Source organism: Actibacterium lipolyticum, from assembly GCF_900184935.1.
In the GTDB taxonomy this organism is placed as follows: Bacteria; Pseudomonadota; Alphaproteobacteria; order Rhodobacterales; family Rhodobacteraceae; genus Actibacterium_A; species Actibacterium_A lipolyticum.
In genome coordinates, this window is the sequence record NZ_FXYE01000002.1 from 1,289,015 (window position 1) to 1,305,478 (window position 16,464).

Sequence of the window (16,464 nt, forward strand, 5' to 3'; positions counted from 1 at the left end):
ATGGGCCGCAGCCGCAAGGGACGCGATATTTCTGGTTGGCTGATTGTCGACAAACCCGCCGGGGTTACCTCGAACGCGGTCGTCAACAAGGTGCGCTGGGCGTTTGACGCCAAAAAGGCGGGCCACGCAGGTACCCTAGACCCCGAAGCGACCGGCGTTCTGGCCATCGCGCTGGGCGAGGCGACAAAGACCGTGCCCTATATCACCGACGCGCTGAAAGCTTATCGTTTTACTGTGCGGCTGGGTCAGGCAACCAACACCGACGACGCCGAAGGCCAAGTGATTGCCGAAAGCGATGCCCGCCCAACAGATGAACAGATTACCGCCGCCCTGCCCGGCTTTACCGGAGATATCATGCAGGTGCCGCCCAAGTTCAGCGCCGTAAAGATTGATGGTGAACGCGCGTACAAACTGGCCCGCGACGACGAAGACTTCGAAATCGCCGCCCGCCCGCTGTATGTGGATGAACTTAGCTTCGTGTCACGCCCCGATGCCGATCATGTTGTGTTGGATATGGTCTGTGGCAAGGGTGGTTATGTCCGGTCTATCGCCCGCGATCTGGGCGAAGCGTTGGGGTGCCACGGTCATGTGCTAAAGCTGCGGCGCCTGTGGTCCGGCCCATTCGACGCCGAAGATGGCATCACGATGGATTTGATCCAAGAACAGGCGAAATCCCCGGATCTGGATCAATACCTGAAGCCGCTGGAAGAAGGCTTGGCCGACTTGCCCGAACTGATGTGCACGCCCGAAGGCGCCACACGGTTGCGCAATGGCAACCCCGGCATGGTTCTGACCTCTGACGTGGAATACGGCGACGAGGCTTGGGCATCGTTGGATGGCAAAGCTGTCGCCGTTGGGGTTTACAAAGCAGGTGAACTTCACCCCAGCCGGGTCTTCAACCAGTAACGTTTACGCATAAACAACTGACGCTTCGTACCGCTTAAGCGTGCGGCGCGCGCTGGTATAAGCTTCGCGGCCATGTCGCGTCGCAAGGCTGGGGAACAGTTCGAACAGCTCTTCGAGAATGTCCTGATCGACGCTGTGAAGAAGCGCTTCGCCGGGTTGGAAGCTTTCGCTCCATGCGCCATCAACGCGAATGATTTCATGCGCGTCGAACATCAGGTGGATATAGAACACCTCGGCCACTTCCACGCGTTCAATGCCCGGCAGATGGGTCAGATGCTTGGCGGCGACCAGCACTTCTTCTTCAGCGAAGTAAAGCTGGGTCGCAGCACTGCTTATCAGCATGCGATGCTGCGGCGAAACGATGACATCGCGCCGGGGCAACCCGTCGCCCAGCGCGTTCGCGTGAATGCGGATCGGATGCAGGTATGGGCTTAACGCCAGCATCGGGCCATCGACCAGCCGCTGACCGATCCAGCGCACGGGCTGAAGGCCATGATCCCGCGTCACGACAATGTCGCCCACGCGCAGATTTTCGATCAATACGTCGCCACGGGCGGTTTCAATCATCGCACCGGGGGTGAAACAGGGCACCATCACCTTTTCGATGTTCGTGAAGGTCATCGTAGACCCGTCACTGAACGTTACGGTCCCGTTTTCCGGGTTGGCATCATAGGTAACGACCGCGCCCGGATCGTCGACGAACAAACGGTCAAAGTCATCACCGCCTTCGCCGCCGTCAACGACATCGCCAGCACCTGCAATGATGATATCCCGATCATCGCCAGTGTTGATCGTGTCGGCGCCGCTGCCGCCGTCAACGCGGTCTTCACCGGCATCGCCGGAAATGAAGTCATCGCCCTGCTGACCGAAGATAATATCGTCGCCGTCGCCACCGTAAATCGTGTCTGCACCACCGCCGGCAACAATGGCCGAGGGATCGATCGTCAGATCATCCGTAGAGGCGATGATGAAGTTATCAAGCGCGTAGCTTTCGTCAGAGATGGCCTGATCAAGGGTCGACCCAATGCCAAACACAAGTGAATCAGGCGCATTCACAACCTCGATCCGTACATGGAACGTCTGGTCGACCAGATAGGTTTGCCCACCTGCGTAACCCAGATTATCAGCGGGGCCGGTCGCCTCCATGGTGAGGTTATAGGTGGCACCGTTAACGACGACCGAGCTGGTATAGGTTATTCCAGAATAATCGTTGGCCCAGAACGTGGTCGAAAAGATCTCTTGTCCGTCGACATAGAACTGGATTGCTTCGTTGTCCCAGCTGTCGATCCGGTGGAAATCGAATTCGATGATCGCACTGGTATATCCGGGATCAAGGTTGACCGTGCGCGACAGTTCAACGTCGTTCGTTGTCGTCGTGCCCTGAACCCGCCCCAAAACAGAGCCGAAATATGGGTCAGAGTTGTCTGTCAGGCTGGGGTTGTCGGTTACCGTCGTGGCCGTCCAACCGGGGGCACCTGTGTCGAAGTTTTCTTCATAGATGACCACGCCGTCAGCTGTACCTGCGGTATCGCCATAGATGATATCATCGCCGCCGTCGCCATAGATGGTATCGTTGCCGCCACCACCTTCGATGGTGTCGTTACCTTCCACACCAGCAGGCGTACCCGTCACGCTATATTCCGGGCCGGGCGGTGTGCCCAGCATGCTGGATGTCAAAAGGTTTTCGGTACCCGCCGTATCTGGCCCGGTAATCGTGGCTGTCAGTTCGTCACCGCCAGCGTTTTCCCAATACCGGATCTGGATCGTGTAGGTTTCGTTCGGGTCCAACACAACATCGCCATACCGGGTCGTTGTGCCCTGATGGTAATCGTTGTCCATGAAATCAGCGGTCGAACCGTCTTGGTTCGTGAACTGCACCAAGTTCCCGCTGGAATCGAAGATTTGAACCGTAGAGCCGTCATCCGACGCCGTGGCGATCCGATAGGTGCCGCCGCCTGTCGCGCTTACGTCCAGCGTGGTGGTCAGGACGATGCCGAAATCATTAGGATCAGCGCCCGGCGTACCGCGAAGAGTATTTGTCAGGTTCGAAACATCGAAGTCGGTGACATAGCCCGACCCGATCCGGGTGCCGCTTTCGATATCAAAGGCCTGCCCGGCGATTTCGAGGAAGTTGTAATCGAAAGCTTCGTAATGCCACGCACCAACAGGTGCAGAGTCCCCACGCAGAACATCATCACCTGCGCCACCAGAAATGATGTCGTTCCCCAGACCGCCCGAAAGGTTATCTTCGGTCGCCGAACCAGTAAGGGTCTGGTCCTGTTCTGTCGCTGGGTTCGTGCTTGTGTTGTTTACCACTTCAACATGCTCTCGTTACGCCCTCAACCCGCCAAAACACGGCGACTAAATGAGGAATTTCAAACTTGTGGCCTAAACAATTGACCAGACACGTCGGCCACACCCGGCCTGCTGAAATATCTATTGGAAATTTACGGCGTTTTTGCGCTGAACAAACAAGTATTTTGAGCTAAATATGTCTCTTTCGTATAGGTTTTAGCACGTTTGCCCGCCCATTTTCCGAATTGCCCATAAGTTGAGCGCAAATTTTTGACACAACTCAACAGGGTGATTCTCCTCGCGTTTCGGCACGGTGGCGGTCCGCGGTTGTATCCACGGGGGGATTGTCGCAAAAAGCAGCATGATCACGCGCACCCATCTGAAAGGCGACGCTGCCTCCACCGCTGTTTATTCCGACTGCGAAAGGTACCGTTATACCCTGACCCGCATCTGGGAGCCGGAGGGGCGTAAGGCGCTGTTTATCATGCTGAACCCCTCTACCGCGACAGAGGTGCAGAACGACCCCACCGTTGAACGCTGTGAACGACGCGCGCGCGCTTTGGGGTTTGGCGGGTTTCGCGTCACCAACATCTTCGCTTGGCGCGATACCGACCCTAAAAAGATGCGCGCAGCCGCCGACCCTGTCGGGCCAGAGAATGACACCGCGATTCTGGAAAGCTGCCCATGGGCCGATCAGGTGATCTGTGCGTGGGGTGCCCACGGCGAACACCTTGGCCGCGGCGAAAAGATGGAGGCGCTGCTGCGCGGCACCGACCTTCCGCTGTTCCACCTTGGCCTAACCAAGGCCGGTCACCCCAAACATCCGCTTTACATCGCCTATACTCAGCAACCGGAACGCTGGACGTAAGCAAAACGCATGCCTAACCTGCAGCTGCGGGGGGAATGCAAATGACATCACGGATTCCGGGTTTTACTAAGTCACGCGTTGCGGTGAACGGCATTCACCTTTCGGTGCATCAAGCAGGGGTTGGCGCGCCCCTGATCCTGCTGCACGGCTATCCACAGAACCACATGTGTTGGGTTAAAATCGCCCCCGAACTTGCGAAACATTTCCACGTCATCGTCCCCGACCTGCGCGGCTATGGCGAAAGCGAGGCGCCAAAAGACACGGCCGATCACAGCGCCTATTCCAAGCGCGAAATGGCAACCGACATTGTCGCGTTGATGGACGCGCTTGGCATCGAAAAGGCCGCCATTCTGGGTCACGACAGAGGAGGCCGGGTGACCTATCGCCTTGCGCTGGATCATCCTGATCGCGTGACTAAAATCGGCATTATCGAAATCGTCCCAACCGGGGATTTCTGGGCCGCGTGGAATGCGGATCTTGCGCTGAAGGCCTATCACTGGACCTTTCTTGCCCAGCCTGCACCAATCCCCGAACACCTGATCGGTGCGGACCCGGTTGGGTATATCGACCAGACATTGCAACGCTGGACCCTGCAAAAGTCGTTGGATTGCTTCACGCCCGACGCCATCGCATCGTACCGGCGTCAGGCAAACGACCCGGCCCGTATCGCGGCGATGTGCGCGGACTATCGCGCCGGCGCAACGATCGACCGTCAGCTTGACGATGCCGACCGCGCGGCTGGGCGCACCCTTGCCTGTCCATTGAAATTCCTGTGGGCGGAAAGCGGGTTTCCCGCGCAAACCGGCGACCCGGCGGCGCTGTGGGCGCATTGGGCCCCGGTGATGGAGGATGCGTCCTGTGTCAGCGGCCATTTCGCGATGGAAGAAAACCCAGACGCTGTGCTGGCGACCTTCCTTCCCTATTTCCGCGACGCGCGCGGCTAACCCCCTGATAACCATCTGAACAGTTTTCGATACGCGGTGGGCCGCGATGCGCTTAGCCTGACCTTGGTGCATTCCGTAGTCGCCCTTCGGCGCGCGGAACGAAAGAAGGGGTTAGGGAAATGTTTGGCTTGGCAGGTTTGCTGGGTCTTCTGATGGCGAGCGTTTCGATCGATTTTTCGAACAGCACACCGTCTAAAGATTCCGAAGACAATGATGACGACAACATAATCGAAGGCGCGGGGGATAGTGACACGCTTGCCGGAACCGACGGGCCAGATTCGATCTTCGCCTATATGGGCGACGATGTTGCATATGGCGGCATGGGGAACGATCAGATCGACGGCGGCGATGGTGACGACCTGCTGGACGGTGCCGAAGACGACGATTGGCTTCTGGGCGGTGACGGCAACGACGAATTGCTGGGCGACCTTGGCGATGACTATTTGGACGGCGGGGCGGGCGATGACACGCTGACGGGCCACGCTGGCGATGACATGATCGTGGGCGGCGATGGTGGCGACGTTGCCATCGGCGGCCCCGGTGCTGACACCCTGCAGGGGGACGACGGCGACGACAGCTTAATGGGCGGTGACGATGATGACGTCCTGACGGGCGGGAACGGCACCGACGTTTTGAACGGCAACAGCGGAAATGACACGCTGATCGGCATCAACAGCGACGATGGCGCGCTGTCGGATGACGCTGCGCGTGATTACCTAAACGGCGGAACTGGCGACGATTTGTTGGTGCTGGGCAGTGATGACTATGCCACTGGCGGTGACGGCTCTGACGTGTTCACCCTTGGCGATTGGATCAGCGAAGGGGGCCCCGCCCTGATCGTAGATTTTGACAGCACGCAGGACGCATTGGTGGTGCTTTACGATGACGCCGCGCACCCCGACCCCGAACTGTGGTTTGAGGAGGTCAACGAAGACCCCGACACCATCATGCTGATGCTTGACGGTTTGCCGCTGGTTGAAATCACGGGTGCCGCAGATCTGGACCCAACGCAGGTTTCGCTGGTGGCCGAAAGCACCTTGGCTCAGGCGATGGGCGTTGCTGCGTAACCGGGCTTGGCGAAGGCGCGTCGCGCAGATAATGTCGGCCGGACGTTACTGAAAGGCACTTCGACGTGACCGACAACCCATCAGAATCCGACAGGCTGACCGCAGAAATCGTTATCTTGCGCGAAGAGATCGACAAGTTGAACAAGCACCGGTTTGTCGTCGCCCACGATTCCTATTTTCGGATGCTAGGCTACAACTTCTTGCGCGGCCTTGCGATGGGTCTGGGTACGGTCGTTGGCGCAACGATCCTTGTGTCGGTCGCGGCATTCATGCTGGCGCAAATCAACTTTATCCCGATCATCGGGGATTGGGCCACGATCATCGCTCAAGAGATTGAGGCAAGCCGGACGGAACCCTCCCGCTGACAGGTCACAAATAGCCGCCCGATCTTTGGCCGATACGGCAGGCACATCGGGCAGGCCGCACGCGGCATGCCGCCGCCATGGTTAGGCCTTTCCTTTTTGTCAAAATTCACCTATACGCGCGCATCCGCTGGAAAACCCGGCGGGTGACTCTCCACGGGCCTTGCTGGACGACATCCCGGCCTGCGCCATTCACCCTTAACAAAGGAGACCCCGATGTCGATTACTGCAGAAGAAAAGAACCGCCTGATCAAAGAATACGCAACCAAAGAAGGCGACACCGGTTCGCCTGAAGTACAGGTTGCAATCCTGACCTCGCGGATCACGACTCTGACCGAGCACTTCAAGTCCCACAAGAAAGATAACCATTCCCGCCGCGGCCTTCTTATGATGGTTGCTCAGCGCCGGAAACTTCTGGACTACCTGAAGGGCAAGGAAGAGGCCCGTTACACGGACCTCATCAAACGCCTCGGCATTCGCCGCTAAGACCTTAAGTCGCGCCTCCCCAACGGGGGGCGCGTCTTGCTTTTTCAAGCCGGCAATCGCCGGACCGTCCGCAGCCTTTCCCACCAGGTCTCAGGGGCAGGCAGGATGAACAAGAACAGAGACCACGGGGCAAACGGCCCCGTACGCAATCGGGTGATCGGGAGGGTCCCGCACCCAAGTTAGGAAACGAAATGTTTAACGTAACAACAAAATCGATGCAGTGGGGCGACGAAACCCTCACGCTGGAAACGGGCAAAGTTGCCCGTCAGGCTGATGGCTCTGTCATCGCCACGCTTGGCGAAACCTCGGTCATGGCAAACGTGACCTTTGCCAAGGCACCAAAACCAGGGCAGGACTTTTTCCCGCTGACGGTTCACTATCAGGAAAAATACTATGCTGCCGGTAAAGTTCCGGGCGGCTTTTTCAAGCGCGAAGCGCGCCCAACCGAAAAAGAAACACTGACCGCGCGCCTGATCGACCGTCCGATCCGCCCGCTGTTCGTACCCGGCTTCAAGCACGAAGTTCTGGTTATGTGTACAGTTCTGTCGCACGACCTTGTTAACGACCCTGACGTTGTTGCAATGATCGCGGCCTCTGCTGCGCTGACCATCTCTGGCGCGCCGTTCATGGGCCCGATTGCTGGTGCACGCGTTGGCTTCGTTGATGGCGAATACGTTCTGAACCCAGAAGTCGACGACATGCAGGACCTGCGCAACAACCCCGAGCAGCGCCTCGATCTGGTTGTGGCTGGTACTAAAGACGCCGTCATGATGGTTGAATCCGAAGCTTACGAACTGTCCGAAGCTGAAATGCTGGGTGCGGTGAACTTCGCACACCAACAGATCCAGCCGGTTATCGACCTGATCATCTCTCTTGCAGAAGAAACCGCAAAAGAGCCGTTCGATTTCCAAGCACCGGATTATTCCGAGCTGTACGCGAAAGTGAAAGCATCCGGCGAAGACGCAATGCGCGCTGCCTATGCAATCACCGACAAGCAAGAGCGCACAGCCGCTGTTGCTGCCGCGAAAGAAGCCGCCAAGGCAGACCTTTCCGAAGAAGAGCTGGAAGATGCGAACCTTGGTTCCGCACTGAAAAAGCTGGAAAGCGCAGTTCTGCGTGGTGACGTTGTTGCAAACGGCAAGCGTATCGATGGCCGCGCACTGGACACTGTTCGCCCAATCGTATGTGAAACCGGCCTGCTGCCACGTACACACGGTTCGGCCCTGTTCACCCGTGGCGAAACCCAAGGCTTGGTTGTGACCACCCTGGGTACAGGCGACGACGAACAGTTCATCGACGCGCTGCACGGCAACTTCAAATCGAACTTCATGCTGCACTATAACTTCCCACCCTATTCGGTTGGCGAAGTTGGCCGCGTTTCCGGCCCTGGCCGTCGTGAAATTGGCCACGGTAAACTGGCATGGCGTGCGCTTCAGGCGGTTCTGCCTGCTGCGACCGATTTCCCATACACGATCCGCATCGTGTCCGAGATCACTGAATCCAACGGCTCGTCCTCTATGGCGTCCGTTTGCGGTGGCTCTTTGGCAATGATGGACGCGGGTGTTCCGCTGAAAGCACCGGTTGCTGGTGTTGCTATGGGTCTGATCCTTGAAGATGACGGCAAATACGCTGTTCTGACCGACATTCTGGGTGACGAAGATCACCTGGGCGACATGGACTTCAAGGTTGCCGGTACTGAAAACGGCATCACCTCGTTGCAGATGGACATCAAGGTTGCTGGCATCACGCCAGAGATCATGGAAAAAGCGCTGGCACAGGCCAAAGACGGCCGGATGCACATCCTGGGCGAGATGGCGAAATCGTTGACCGAAGCGTCTGACTTCTCGGTTCACGCACCACGCATCGAAACCATGACCGTTCCAACCGACAAGATCCGCGAAGTTATCGGGTCCGGTGGTAAGGTTATCCGCGAAATCGTGGAAGTTTCCGGCGCGAAAGTGGACATCAACGATGACGGCGTGATCAAGATCGCATCGCCAAACGCCGAAGCCATTCAGAAGGCATACGACATGATCTATTCGATCGTGGCAGAGCCAGAAGAAGGCAAAGTCTACAAAGGCAAAGTTGTGAAGATCGTCGACTTTGGCGCCTTCGTTAACTTCTTCGGTAAGCGCGACGGCCTTGTGCACGTCAGCCAGATCGAAAACCGCCGCCTGAACCACCCTTCCGACGTTCTGAAAGAAGGTCAGGAAGTTTGGGTTAAGCTGCTGGGCTTTGACGACCGCGGCAAGGTTCGCCTGTCGATGAAAGTTGTCGATCAGGAAACCGGCGAAGAAGCTGTAAAAGAAGAAGCTGGCGACGAGGAATAATTCCTCTGCTTACTTCCTAAATGATTGGCCCCGGTGGAAACGCCGGGGCCTTTTTCGTTTAGGCCTCGGCTAGCAAACTGAAGAACTCGAACGGCGCCAAGCGGCTTCGCAGACGTCAATTTGCCGAAACTCTGCCCCATTCGCGCCCAATTCTTACTGTTTGGTAAATAAGAAGTTAATCTGTGAGGCGCTATGACCAAGGCAATTCTGGCCGCAAGTGCAGCGGCCCTCCTTCTTGTTACATCGCAGGCTGTAACCGCAGCCTCTGTCACTGTGTTTACCGACGAGACATCCTATTATAACGCCCTAGAGAGCTATACTCTGGTGGACTTCGAAGGGATCGCCCCGGCAAACGGTTATGGAACGCCGGAAGGCGGTGCTTACACCGTCAATACGGCCAGCGTTGTTGACGGGGTCACCTTCACAGCAGATGGCGGCACCCTTGGCGTCATCAGCGCGACCCACTCTGTTCTGGGTACGCCTTACCCATCTGACGTTCTGTTTTCCAACAACGGCTACGCGCTGACGGCTGATCTGACCACCGCAGGCAGTGGGTATACCGCCGTTGCGGGCACGTTCGGCTCTTTGCTGAACGACGCGCTTGAAGCGACAGTTACCATCATGGGTCTGTCCGGTATTCTGGCCACAGAGACACTGACGACCGAAGAATTTGGCGTCGGAAACCCGATCAGCTTTTTGGGGTTCACCGTGCACGGCGACGAAATCGTATCTGTCACCTTTGACGCCACAGGCAACTTCGAAGGTATCGACGACTTTTCGTTCGGCTTGGCTTCGGTTCCAGTAACGCCAGCACTGCCATTGCTTGGCGGCGCGATCGGCTTGTTGGGCCTGACGCGACGCAAACGCGCAGCCTGATCCACTTTTTCTACGAAAAAAGGCCCCGGCATAGCGTCCGGGGCCTTCTGTATTTTAAGGGTGCTCATCGCGGAATAGGCCGCCGCAACGCATTGCGTCGGCGCAACTATTCTTAGCTGGGCGCCTTGGCGGTGCGCAGGTATGGCAGCTTGATGTCCAGTTCGCCGAACTTCTCTTTCGCGGCGGCGTCATCAAGGGACAGCGCAACAATCACATCTTGCCCTGCGGTCCAGTTCGCTGGCGTCGCAATCGGCGTGCCATAGGTGGCCTGAAGCGCATCAAGGGCGCGCAGCACCTCGGCGAAGTTACGACCGACGGACATGGGGTAAGTCATCGAAAGCTGAAGCTTCTTGTCTGGGCTGATGATGAACACGCTGCGCACGGTCGCGCTGTCGGCGGGTGTGCGGCCATCGGGCATGTAAGCCTCTGCCGGAAGCATGTCGAACGCTTTGGAAACGGCCAGACCTTCGTCCGCGATAATCGGGAAAGTCACATCAGCACCCGCAAAGCTTTCGATGTCGCCGATCCATTTCATGTGCTCATCAACACCATCAACCGAAACGCCGATGACCTTGGTGCCGCGCTTGGCCCATTCATCGGCCAGCTGTGCAACCGCGCCGAATTCGGTGGTGCAGACAGGCGTAAAATCCTTCGGGTGGCTGAAAAGGATCGCCCAGCTGTCGCCAATCCAGTCGTGGAACGTAATATCGCCCTGGCTGGTTTGTGCTGTGAAATTGGGGACCGTGTCGTTGATGCGGAGTGCCATAAGCATGTCCTTCTTAAAAGTTACGTGATCCTGTTCGCCCTCAAGATAGAGACTAAACCCACCCGCTGCATCCCCCGCTTGCAGAGAATTTGCGCTGGTGACAGAGTGTCGCGAAATCCATCATCGGAGGCTACCATGATCGAGAAGCGTCAGTTTTACATCAACGGGCAATGGGTGAACCCAAGCGCGGCCAACGACCTAGAGGTTATCGACCCCTCTACCGAAGATGCCTGCGCCGTTATTTCCTTGGGCGCACAGGCGGATACGGATGCCGCTGTTGCCGCTGCCAAGGCCGCATTCCCAAGCTGGTCGGCGACAGACAAGGCCACCCGCCTTGCCCTGATCGAAAAGATTCTAGAGGTCTATGAAAGCCGCGCCGATGACATGGCCGCCGCGATCAGCCTTGAAATGGGTGCCCCGATTGATTTTGCGCGGGCCAACCAAGTTGGCGCAGGCAGCTGGCACATCCAAAATTTCATCACCGCCCTGAAAGGGTTCGAATTCGAACGTCCGCTTGGCGATCACGCCCCGAATGACCGCATTCTTCTGGATCCGGTCGGCGTTGTCGGGATGATCACGCCGTGGAACTGGCCGATGAACCAAGTGACCCTTAAGGTCATTCCAGCCATCGCCACAGGCTGTACGATGGTTCTGAAACCGTCCGAGGTTGCGCCGCTTTCCTCTATCGTTTTTGCCGAGATCATGGACGAAGCGGGCGTGCCAGCCGGTGTGTTCAATCTGGTGAATGGCGATGGCGTCGGCGTGGGCACACAGCTGTCGGGCCACCCGGATGTGGCCATGCTGTCCTTCACCGGCTCCACCCGTGCGGGCATCGCCATTTCCAAGAACGCCGCCGAAACGTTAAAACGCGTGCATCTGGAATTGGGTGGTAAGGGCGCGAACATCGTCTTTGCCGATGCCGATGAAAAAGCCGTGAAACGCGGTGCGCTGCATTGCTTTAACAACACCGGTCAATCGTGCAACGCGCCAACCCGGATGCTGGTTCAGCGCGAGGTCTATGACGCCGCCGTCGAAACCGCCGCCCAAGTCGCTGAAAGCACGTCAGTCGGGTCAAGCCACGACAGCGGGCGCCACATCGGCCCCGTCGTCAGCGCCGCGCAGTACGACAAAATCCAAGGGCTGATTGAAAAAGGCATCGCCGAAGGTGCGCGGCTGGTCGCCGGTGGCTTGGGGCGCCCCGAAGGGTTCAACCGCGGCTATTTCGTGCGCCCAACGGTTTTTGCCGATGTGAACAACGACATGACAATCGCGCGCGAAGAAATCTTTGGGCCTGTCCTGTCCATCATCCCGTTCGACACCGAAGAACAGGCCATCGCCATTGCCAATGACACCGAATACGGGCTGACCAACTATGTTCAGTCCCAAGACGGCGCAAAGCGTAACCGGGTTGCTCGTCAACTGCATTCTGGCATGGTCGAAATGAACGGCAAAGGCCGCGCTGCGGGCAGCCCGTTTGGTGGCGTCAAACATTCCGGCAACGGGCGCGAAGGCGGCGTCTGGGGGCTTGAAGACTTCCTAGAGGTGAAGGCCGTTTCGGGCTGGGACGCGGAATAAGCGGCCCTAAAACGGGCACTTCGCGCTAAAGCTCATCCCTTTGCCGCCATCGGGGTGACGCAGCCGCAGGTTTTCGGCATGAAGCATCAGGCGGGGGGCGTTCTGCGCCTCCCCCTCGGCATAGAACGGGTCCCCCAAGATGGGGTGCCCCTTTGCCAGCATATGAACCCGCAACTGATGGCTGCGCCCGGTTTTCGGGTAAAGGCGCACACGGGTGAACCCATCGCCATAGCGCACGACGCGCCAATCGGTGACCGCGGCCTTGCCGTTTTCATGATCCACCATCTGCTTGGGCCGGTTCGGCCAATCCACGATCAGTGGCAGGTCAACCGTGCCGCTTTTCGGCTCTAACCTTCCCCAAACATGGGCCACATAGGTTTTCTTGGTCTGGCGCTTTTCAAATTGCAGACCAAGGTGGCGCTGCGCGCTTGGCGTCATCGCAAACACCATGACACCCGATGTGTCACGATCAAGCCGATGAACCAAAAGCGCCTCGGGGAAGGCCGCTTGGATGCGGGCGATCAGGCAGTCGGCCAGATGCTCTCCCTTACCGGGCACGGACAGCAGCCCGGCGGGCTTGTTCACGATCAAAAGCTCATGGTCCTGGTGCAGGACATCAAGCGGCGTGTTCGGTGGGGTGTAGGTTTGGCTCATGCGGCCACGGTTTAGTCCAGCACCAGCCGAACGGCCAGCCCCCCAAACATCACCGATGAAATCCGGTTCAACAGACGGCCCTTTGTCGTGATGCGCCGCCCAAGCGCGCCAGCAAGGATGCCATAGCCACAGGTGATGATCGTGCCCGTTACAGAAAAGATCGCCCCGAACAGCAGGATCTGCTGCCAAACCGGGCCAAGTGCCGGGTCCGCGAATTGCGGTAAAAAGGCCAAGACGAACAGCGCCACCTTTGGGTTTAGCACGTTGGTCAGAAACCCCCGTCGCATGGCTGAAAGCGGGGTTTGTGCCCCTTGCCCTTCGGCCAGACCACCCTCGGCCCGCCATGCCTTTACCGCCAGCCATGCCAGATACGCTGCCCCCGCCCATCGCAGTACGGTAAACGCCGCAGGATAAGCCGCCAGCAGGGCAGAAACACCAGCAGCAGCCAGTGCGATATGAACCAAACTGCCAAGGCCCACGCCCAGCCCCGCCAAACCACCGGCCCGTGGCCCGCCACGCAGCCCGCTGGCGGTTGTGAAAATCACATCGGCACCGGGGGCAAGGTTCAACACGATCCCAGCAGCCCAAAACGCCAGATAGGTCGCGATCGGAATGGAGGCGATAAGTTCAAACATCAGCTGGCCTTTGGTGCGTCATCCGCGATCTCGTAATAATCGCCTTTGTCGCGGGTATAGATATGTTTTGACAGGCGCAGGCCCGTGTCTCCGTCAAGCGCGCCCATCGCGAATGACATCGTGTCTTCGTCATCCTGTTTCCAGAACAGGAACGACCCGCAGGTTCCGCAAAACCCTCGCTTTGCGGTGTCGCTGGCTCTGAACCACTTTAGCCCCTGCCCCGCGATTTTGATCTGTTCGACGGGTGCATAGGATGAAGACCACACATGCCCCGACTGTTTGCGACACTGCCCGCAATGACAGATCGACGGCCCGGGCACATCGCCAGAAACGGTGAAAGAAATGCCGCCGCACAGGCAAGACCCCTTTAGCATTCGCTTATCCCTTCGTCGGCGTGGTGCTGGCCCCCAACAAAACGCCATAGACCACAAAACAAAGCGCCATAACGCGCCGGAACCATTTGTTCAGCACCGCACCCAGCGCCAACCGGCCAAGCCCCGCGCCAAGGGCCGTGTAGCCGGTATAGGAAAGGGCGGTGATCGTCAGCGCTGTTGGCACGATCAGGCTCATCTGATCCCAGATGGGCGTGTCTGTCTGCACGAATTGCGAAAACGCCGCCAGATAGCCCGCCACGCTTTTGGCATTGATCGTGGCAATCATGAACGCCTTGCGATAGATCGAACCACCAGTTGCGACCCGCGGCTGGACCGCGATGGACGCGTTAAGCCAGCCCCGTATTCCAAGCCAAATCAGAAACGCCGCCCCAGCCAGTTTCATCCAGAAAAACAGCGTGGGCGATGCCGCGATAATGGCCGTTATCCCGGCAGCGGACAGCGTTAAGAACAAGCAGGCTTGGGTCAGAATACCCAGCACCCCCCATAACGCGCGGCGGAAACCAAAGCTCATGCCGTTGGTGATGCAGTTCACCGCGTTCGGCCCCGGCGTGGTCACAAATACCACCCAGAACAACGCGAACACCGTCCAGCCCTGAAGGGTCATAGCGACACCTCGACCTTCGCAAAGGTGCGATCAAGGATGGATTGCAGCTGCGCGGCGTCCTGGGTCGTGAAGGCGCTTGGCTGGTCGCTGTCGATGTCCAGAACCGCCAGCAACGCCCCCTGTTCATTGCGCACCGGCAGAACGATTTCAGAACGCGTAGAGCTGGCGCAAGCAATGTGGCCAGGGAACGCATCAACATCGGCGACCAACTGCACCTCGCCCGTGCGGGCGGCCGCGCCGCAAACGCCGCGCGAAAACGGGATGACAAGGCAGCCATGCCCACCCTGATAAGGCCCGATCTTTAGCGTTTCATCACCCACATTGCGGTAAAACCCTGTCCAGTCGAACCGGTCATCCGCATGGTGAACCTCGCACGCGATGGTTGCCATAAGGGAAACGGCATCAGCCTCCCCTTCAGTCAGGGAGGCGATGGTTTTCGCCAAGGTTGCGTAATCGACCCTCATGGGCGCTCAATCGCGATCGCTGTGCCTTCACCGCCGCCGATGCAAATGGCCGCAACGCCTCGTTTCAGGCCGCGCTTTTCAAGGGCGTTCAGCAGGGTCACGATGATGCGCGCGCCCGATGCCCCGATGGGATGACCCAACGCACAGGCACCGCCGTTCACGTTCACGATGTCGCGCGGCAGGCCCATTTCGTGCATGAAGGCCATGGGGACGACGGCAAATGCCTCGTTCACCTCCCACAGATCAACGTCGCTGACACTCCAACCGATCCGATCCAGCAGCTTTTTCGCGGCGGGTACGGGGGCAGTGGTGAAAAGCCCCGGCGCCTGCGCGTGCGAGGCGTGGCCAACAATGCGCGCACGGACCGGCAGGTCACGTTCAGCGGCCACCGCCCCTGTTGCCAAAACCAGTGCCGCCGCGCCATCCGAAATGGACGACGAGTTGGCAGGTGTGACCGTGCCATCCTTGCGGAAAGCCGGTTTCAGATGCGGAATCTTTTCGGGGCGCGCGTTGCCCGGCTGCTCATCCTCGGCGACAACGGTGTCGCCTTTGCGGGTGCTAACCGTCACGGCGGTGATTTCGCCGTCAAACGCACCGGTTTTCTGTGCCTCCAGTGCGTTGGACAAAGACTTAAGCGCGTATTCATCCTGCGCCTCGCGGGTGAACTGAAACGCCTCGGCGCAGTCTTCGGCGAAGGTACCCATAAGGCGGCCCTTGTCGTAGGCGTCTTCCAGACCATCAAGGAACATGTGATCAATCACCTGCCCGTGCCCGATCCGCGCGCCGCCGCGCATTTTGGGCAGCAGATAGGGCGCGTTTGTCATGCTTTCCATGCCACCAGCGACCATAAGGCCCGTCTGCCCCAGCGCCAGTTGGTCATGCGCCATCATCACGGTTTTCATGCCGGAACCGCACATCTTGTTCAACGTGGTCGCGGGGACCTCTTCCCCCAGGCCAGCTTTGAAACCGGCTTGGCGTGCGGGAGCCTGACCAATGCCAGCGGGCAAAACGCAGCCCATCAACACCTCTTCGACGGTGGTGACACCTGCGCCATCAAGCGCGCCCTTTATTGCGGCCCCGCCCAGCGTGGGGGCATCGACCCCATCAAACGCACCTTGAAACCCCGCCATCGGTGTACGCGCCGCGCCGCAGATCACCACGTCATTCATTCTGTGTCCTCCCAAGACTCACCCACCATGGATACCGAATGGTAACGAATGGCGTCTAGCGTTTGTCA

General features: G+C 58.5%; 17 protein-coding genes. 9 read left to right on the forward strand and 8 right to left on the reverse strand.

All coding sequences use genetic code 11. The features are described from left to right. Complete coding sequence (truB, locus tag COL8621_RS14940; protein ID WP_093968092.1) at positions 1-906, forward strand: tRNA pseudouridine(55) synthase TruB; 906 nt, start codon at positions 1-3, stop codon at positions 904-906. A 3-nt stretch (positions 907-909) separates the two neighbouring features. Here truB and COL8621_RS14945 read toward each other — a convergent pair whose 3' ends face one another. Continuing rightward, the gene (locus tag COL8621_RS14945; protein WP_093968093.1) at positions 910-3,222 is read right to left on the reverse strand and encodes a Hint domain-containing protein; all 2,313 of its coding nucleotides are present in this window, start codon (positions 3,220-3,222) and stop codon (positions 910-912) included. Positions 3,223-3,562: 340 nt separating this feature from the next. Between COL8621_RS14945 and COL8621_RS14950 the strand changes: the two genes are divergently transcribed. The 7 genes from COL8621_RS14950 (at position 3,563) to COL8621_RS14980 (ending at position 10,134) form a co-directional block, all read left to right on the forward strand. After that, positions 3,563-4,069: a DUF1643 domain-containing protein gene (locus tag COL8621_RS14950; protein ID WP_093968094.1), complete on the forward strand. Its 507-nt coding sequence runs from the start codon at positions 3,563-3,565 to the stop codon at positions 4,067-4,069. 41 nt (positions 4,070-4,110) lie between these two features. Further along, positions 4,111-5,013: an alpha/beta hydrolase gene (locus COL8621_RS14955; RefSeq protein ID WP_093968622.1), complete on the forward strand. Its 903-nt coding sequence runs from the start codon at positions 4,111-4,113 to the stop codon at positions 5,011-5,013. A gap of 119 nt (positions 5,014-5,132) precedes the next feature. Continuing rightward, positions 5,133-6,080: a calcium-binding protein gene (locus COL8621_RS14960; protein WP_093968095.1), complete on the forward strand. Its 948-nt coding sequence runs from the start codon at positions 5,133-5,135 to the stop codon at positions 6,078-6,080. 65 nt (positions 6,081-6,145) lie between these two features. Further along, positions 6,146-6,445 (forward strand): DUF5665 domain-containing protein, encoded by a 300-nt coding sequence (locus tag COL8621_RS14965; RefSeq protein ID WP_093968096.1) that lies wholly within the window; start codon positions 6,146-6,148, stop codon positions 6,443-6,445. A gap of 213 nt (positions 6,446-6,658) precedes the next feature. Beyond that, positions 6,659-6,928, forward strand: a complete 270-nt coding sequence (rpsO, locus tag COL8621_RS14970) for a 30S ribosomal protein S15 (protein WP_093968097.1) — start codon at positions 6,659-6,661, stop codon at positions 6,926-6,928. Between the two features lie 191 nt (positions 6,929-7,119). Then, positions 7,120-9,258: a polyribonucleotide nucleotidyltransferase gene (gene pnp / locus COL8621_RS14975; protein ID WP_093968098.1), complete on the forward strand. Its 2,139-nt coding sequence runs from the start codon at positions 7,120-7,122 to the stop codon at positions 9,256-9,258. Positions 9,259-9,450: 192 nt separating this feature from the next. After that, positions 9,451-10,134 carry a hypothetical protein gene (locus COL8621_RS14980; protein WP_093968099.1) on the forward strand — a complete coding sequence of 228 codons (684 nt, stop codon included), beginning with the start codon at positions 9,451-9,453 and terminating at the stop codon, positions 10,132-10,134. Between the two features lie 112 nt (positions 10,135-10,246). Here the strand turns inward: COL8621_RS14980 and COL8621_RS14985 are convergent, their stop codons facing one another. Beyond that, entirely contained in the window at positions 10,247-10,900 is a 654-nt protein-coding gene (locus tag COL8621_RS14985) for a peroxiredoxin (protein ID WP_093968623.1), read from the reverse strand. Positions 10,901-11,035: 135 nt separating this feature from the next. On the opposite strand from COL8621_RS14985, the gene COL8621_RS14990 reads away from it, so the two are divergent. After that, positions 11,036-12,475: an aldehyde dehydrogenase family protein gene (locus COL8621_RS14990; RefSeq protein WP_093968100.1), complete on the forward strand. Its 1,440-nt coding sequence runs from the start codon at positions 11,036-11,038 to the stop codon at positions 12,473-12,475. A gap of 6 nt (positions 12,476-12,481) precedes the next feature. On the opposite strand, the gene COL8621_RS14995 is transcribed toward COL8621_RS14990, so the two are convergent. From COL8621_RS14995 to COL8621_RS15020, 6 genes are read right to left on the reverse strand one after another with little or no spacing between them, the layout of a single operon-like run. Further along, positions 12,482-13,129, reverse strand: coding sequence for an RluA family pseudouridine synthase (locus COL8621_RS14995; RefSeq protein WP_093968101.1), 648 nt, complete (start codon positions 13,127-13,129; stop codon positions 12,482-12,484). An 11-nt stretch (positions 13,130-13,140) separates the two neighbouring features. Next, on the reverse strand, positions 13,141-13,764 hold the full coding sequence (locus COL8621_RS15000) for a LysE family translocator (protein WP_176438510.1): 624 nt from the start codon (positions 13,762-13,764) through the stop codon (positions 13,141-13,143). Beyond that, a complete protein-coding gene (locus tag COL8621_RS15005) occupies positions 13,764-14,138 on the reverse strand; it encodes a GFA family protein (RefSeq protein WP_093968103.1) in 375 nt (124 codons plus the stop codon). The genes COL8621_RS15000 and COL8621_RS15005 overlap by 1 nt, the downstream gene beginning before the upstream one ends. Before the next feature lie 4 nt (positions 14,139-14,142). Next, on the reverse strand, positions 14,143-14,763 hold the full coding sequence (locus COL8621_RS15010) for a LysE family translocator (protein ID WP_093968104.1): 621 nt from the start codon (positions 14,761-14,763) through the stop codon (positions 14,143-14,145). Further along, positions 14,760-15,227, reverse strand: coding sequence for a free L-methionine (R)-S-oxide reductase MsrC (gene msrC, locus COL8621_RS15015; protein WP_093968105.1), 468 nt, complete (start codon positions 15,225-15,227; stop codon positions 14,760-14,762). Before msrC ends, COL8621_RS15010 begins: the two co-directional genes overlap by 4 nt. Next, a complete protein-coding gene (locus COL8621_RS15020; protein WP_093968106.1) occupies positions 15,224-16,396 on the reverse strand; it encodes a thiolase family protein in 1,173 nt (390 codons plus the stop codon). The genes msrC and COL8621_RS15020 overlap by 4 nt, the downstream gene beginning before the upstream one ends. Positions 16,397-16,464 lie beyond the last annotated feature (68 nt).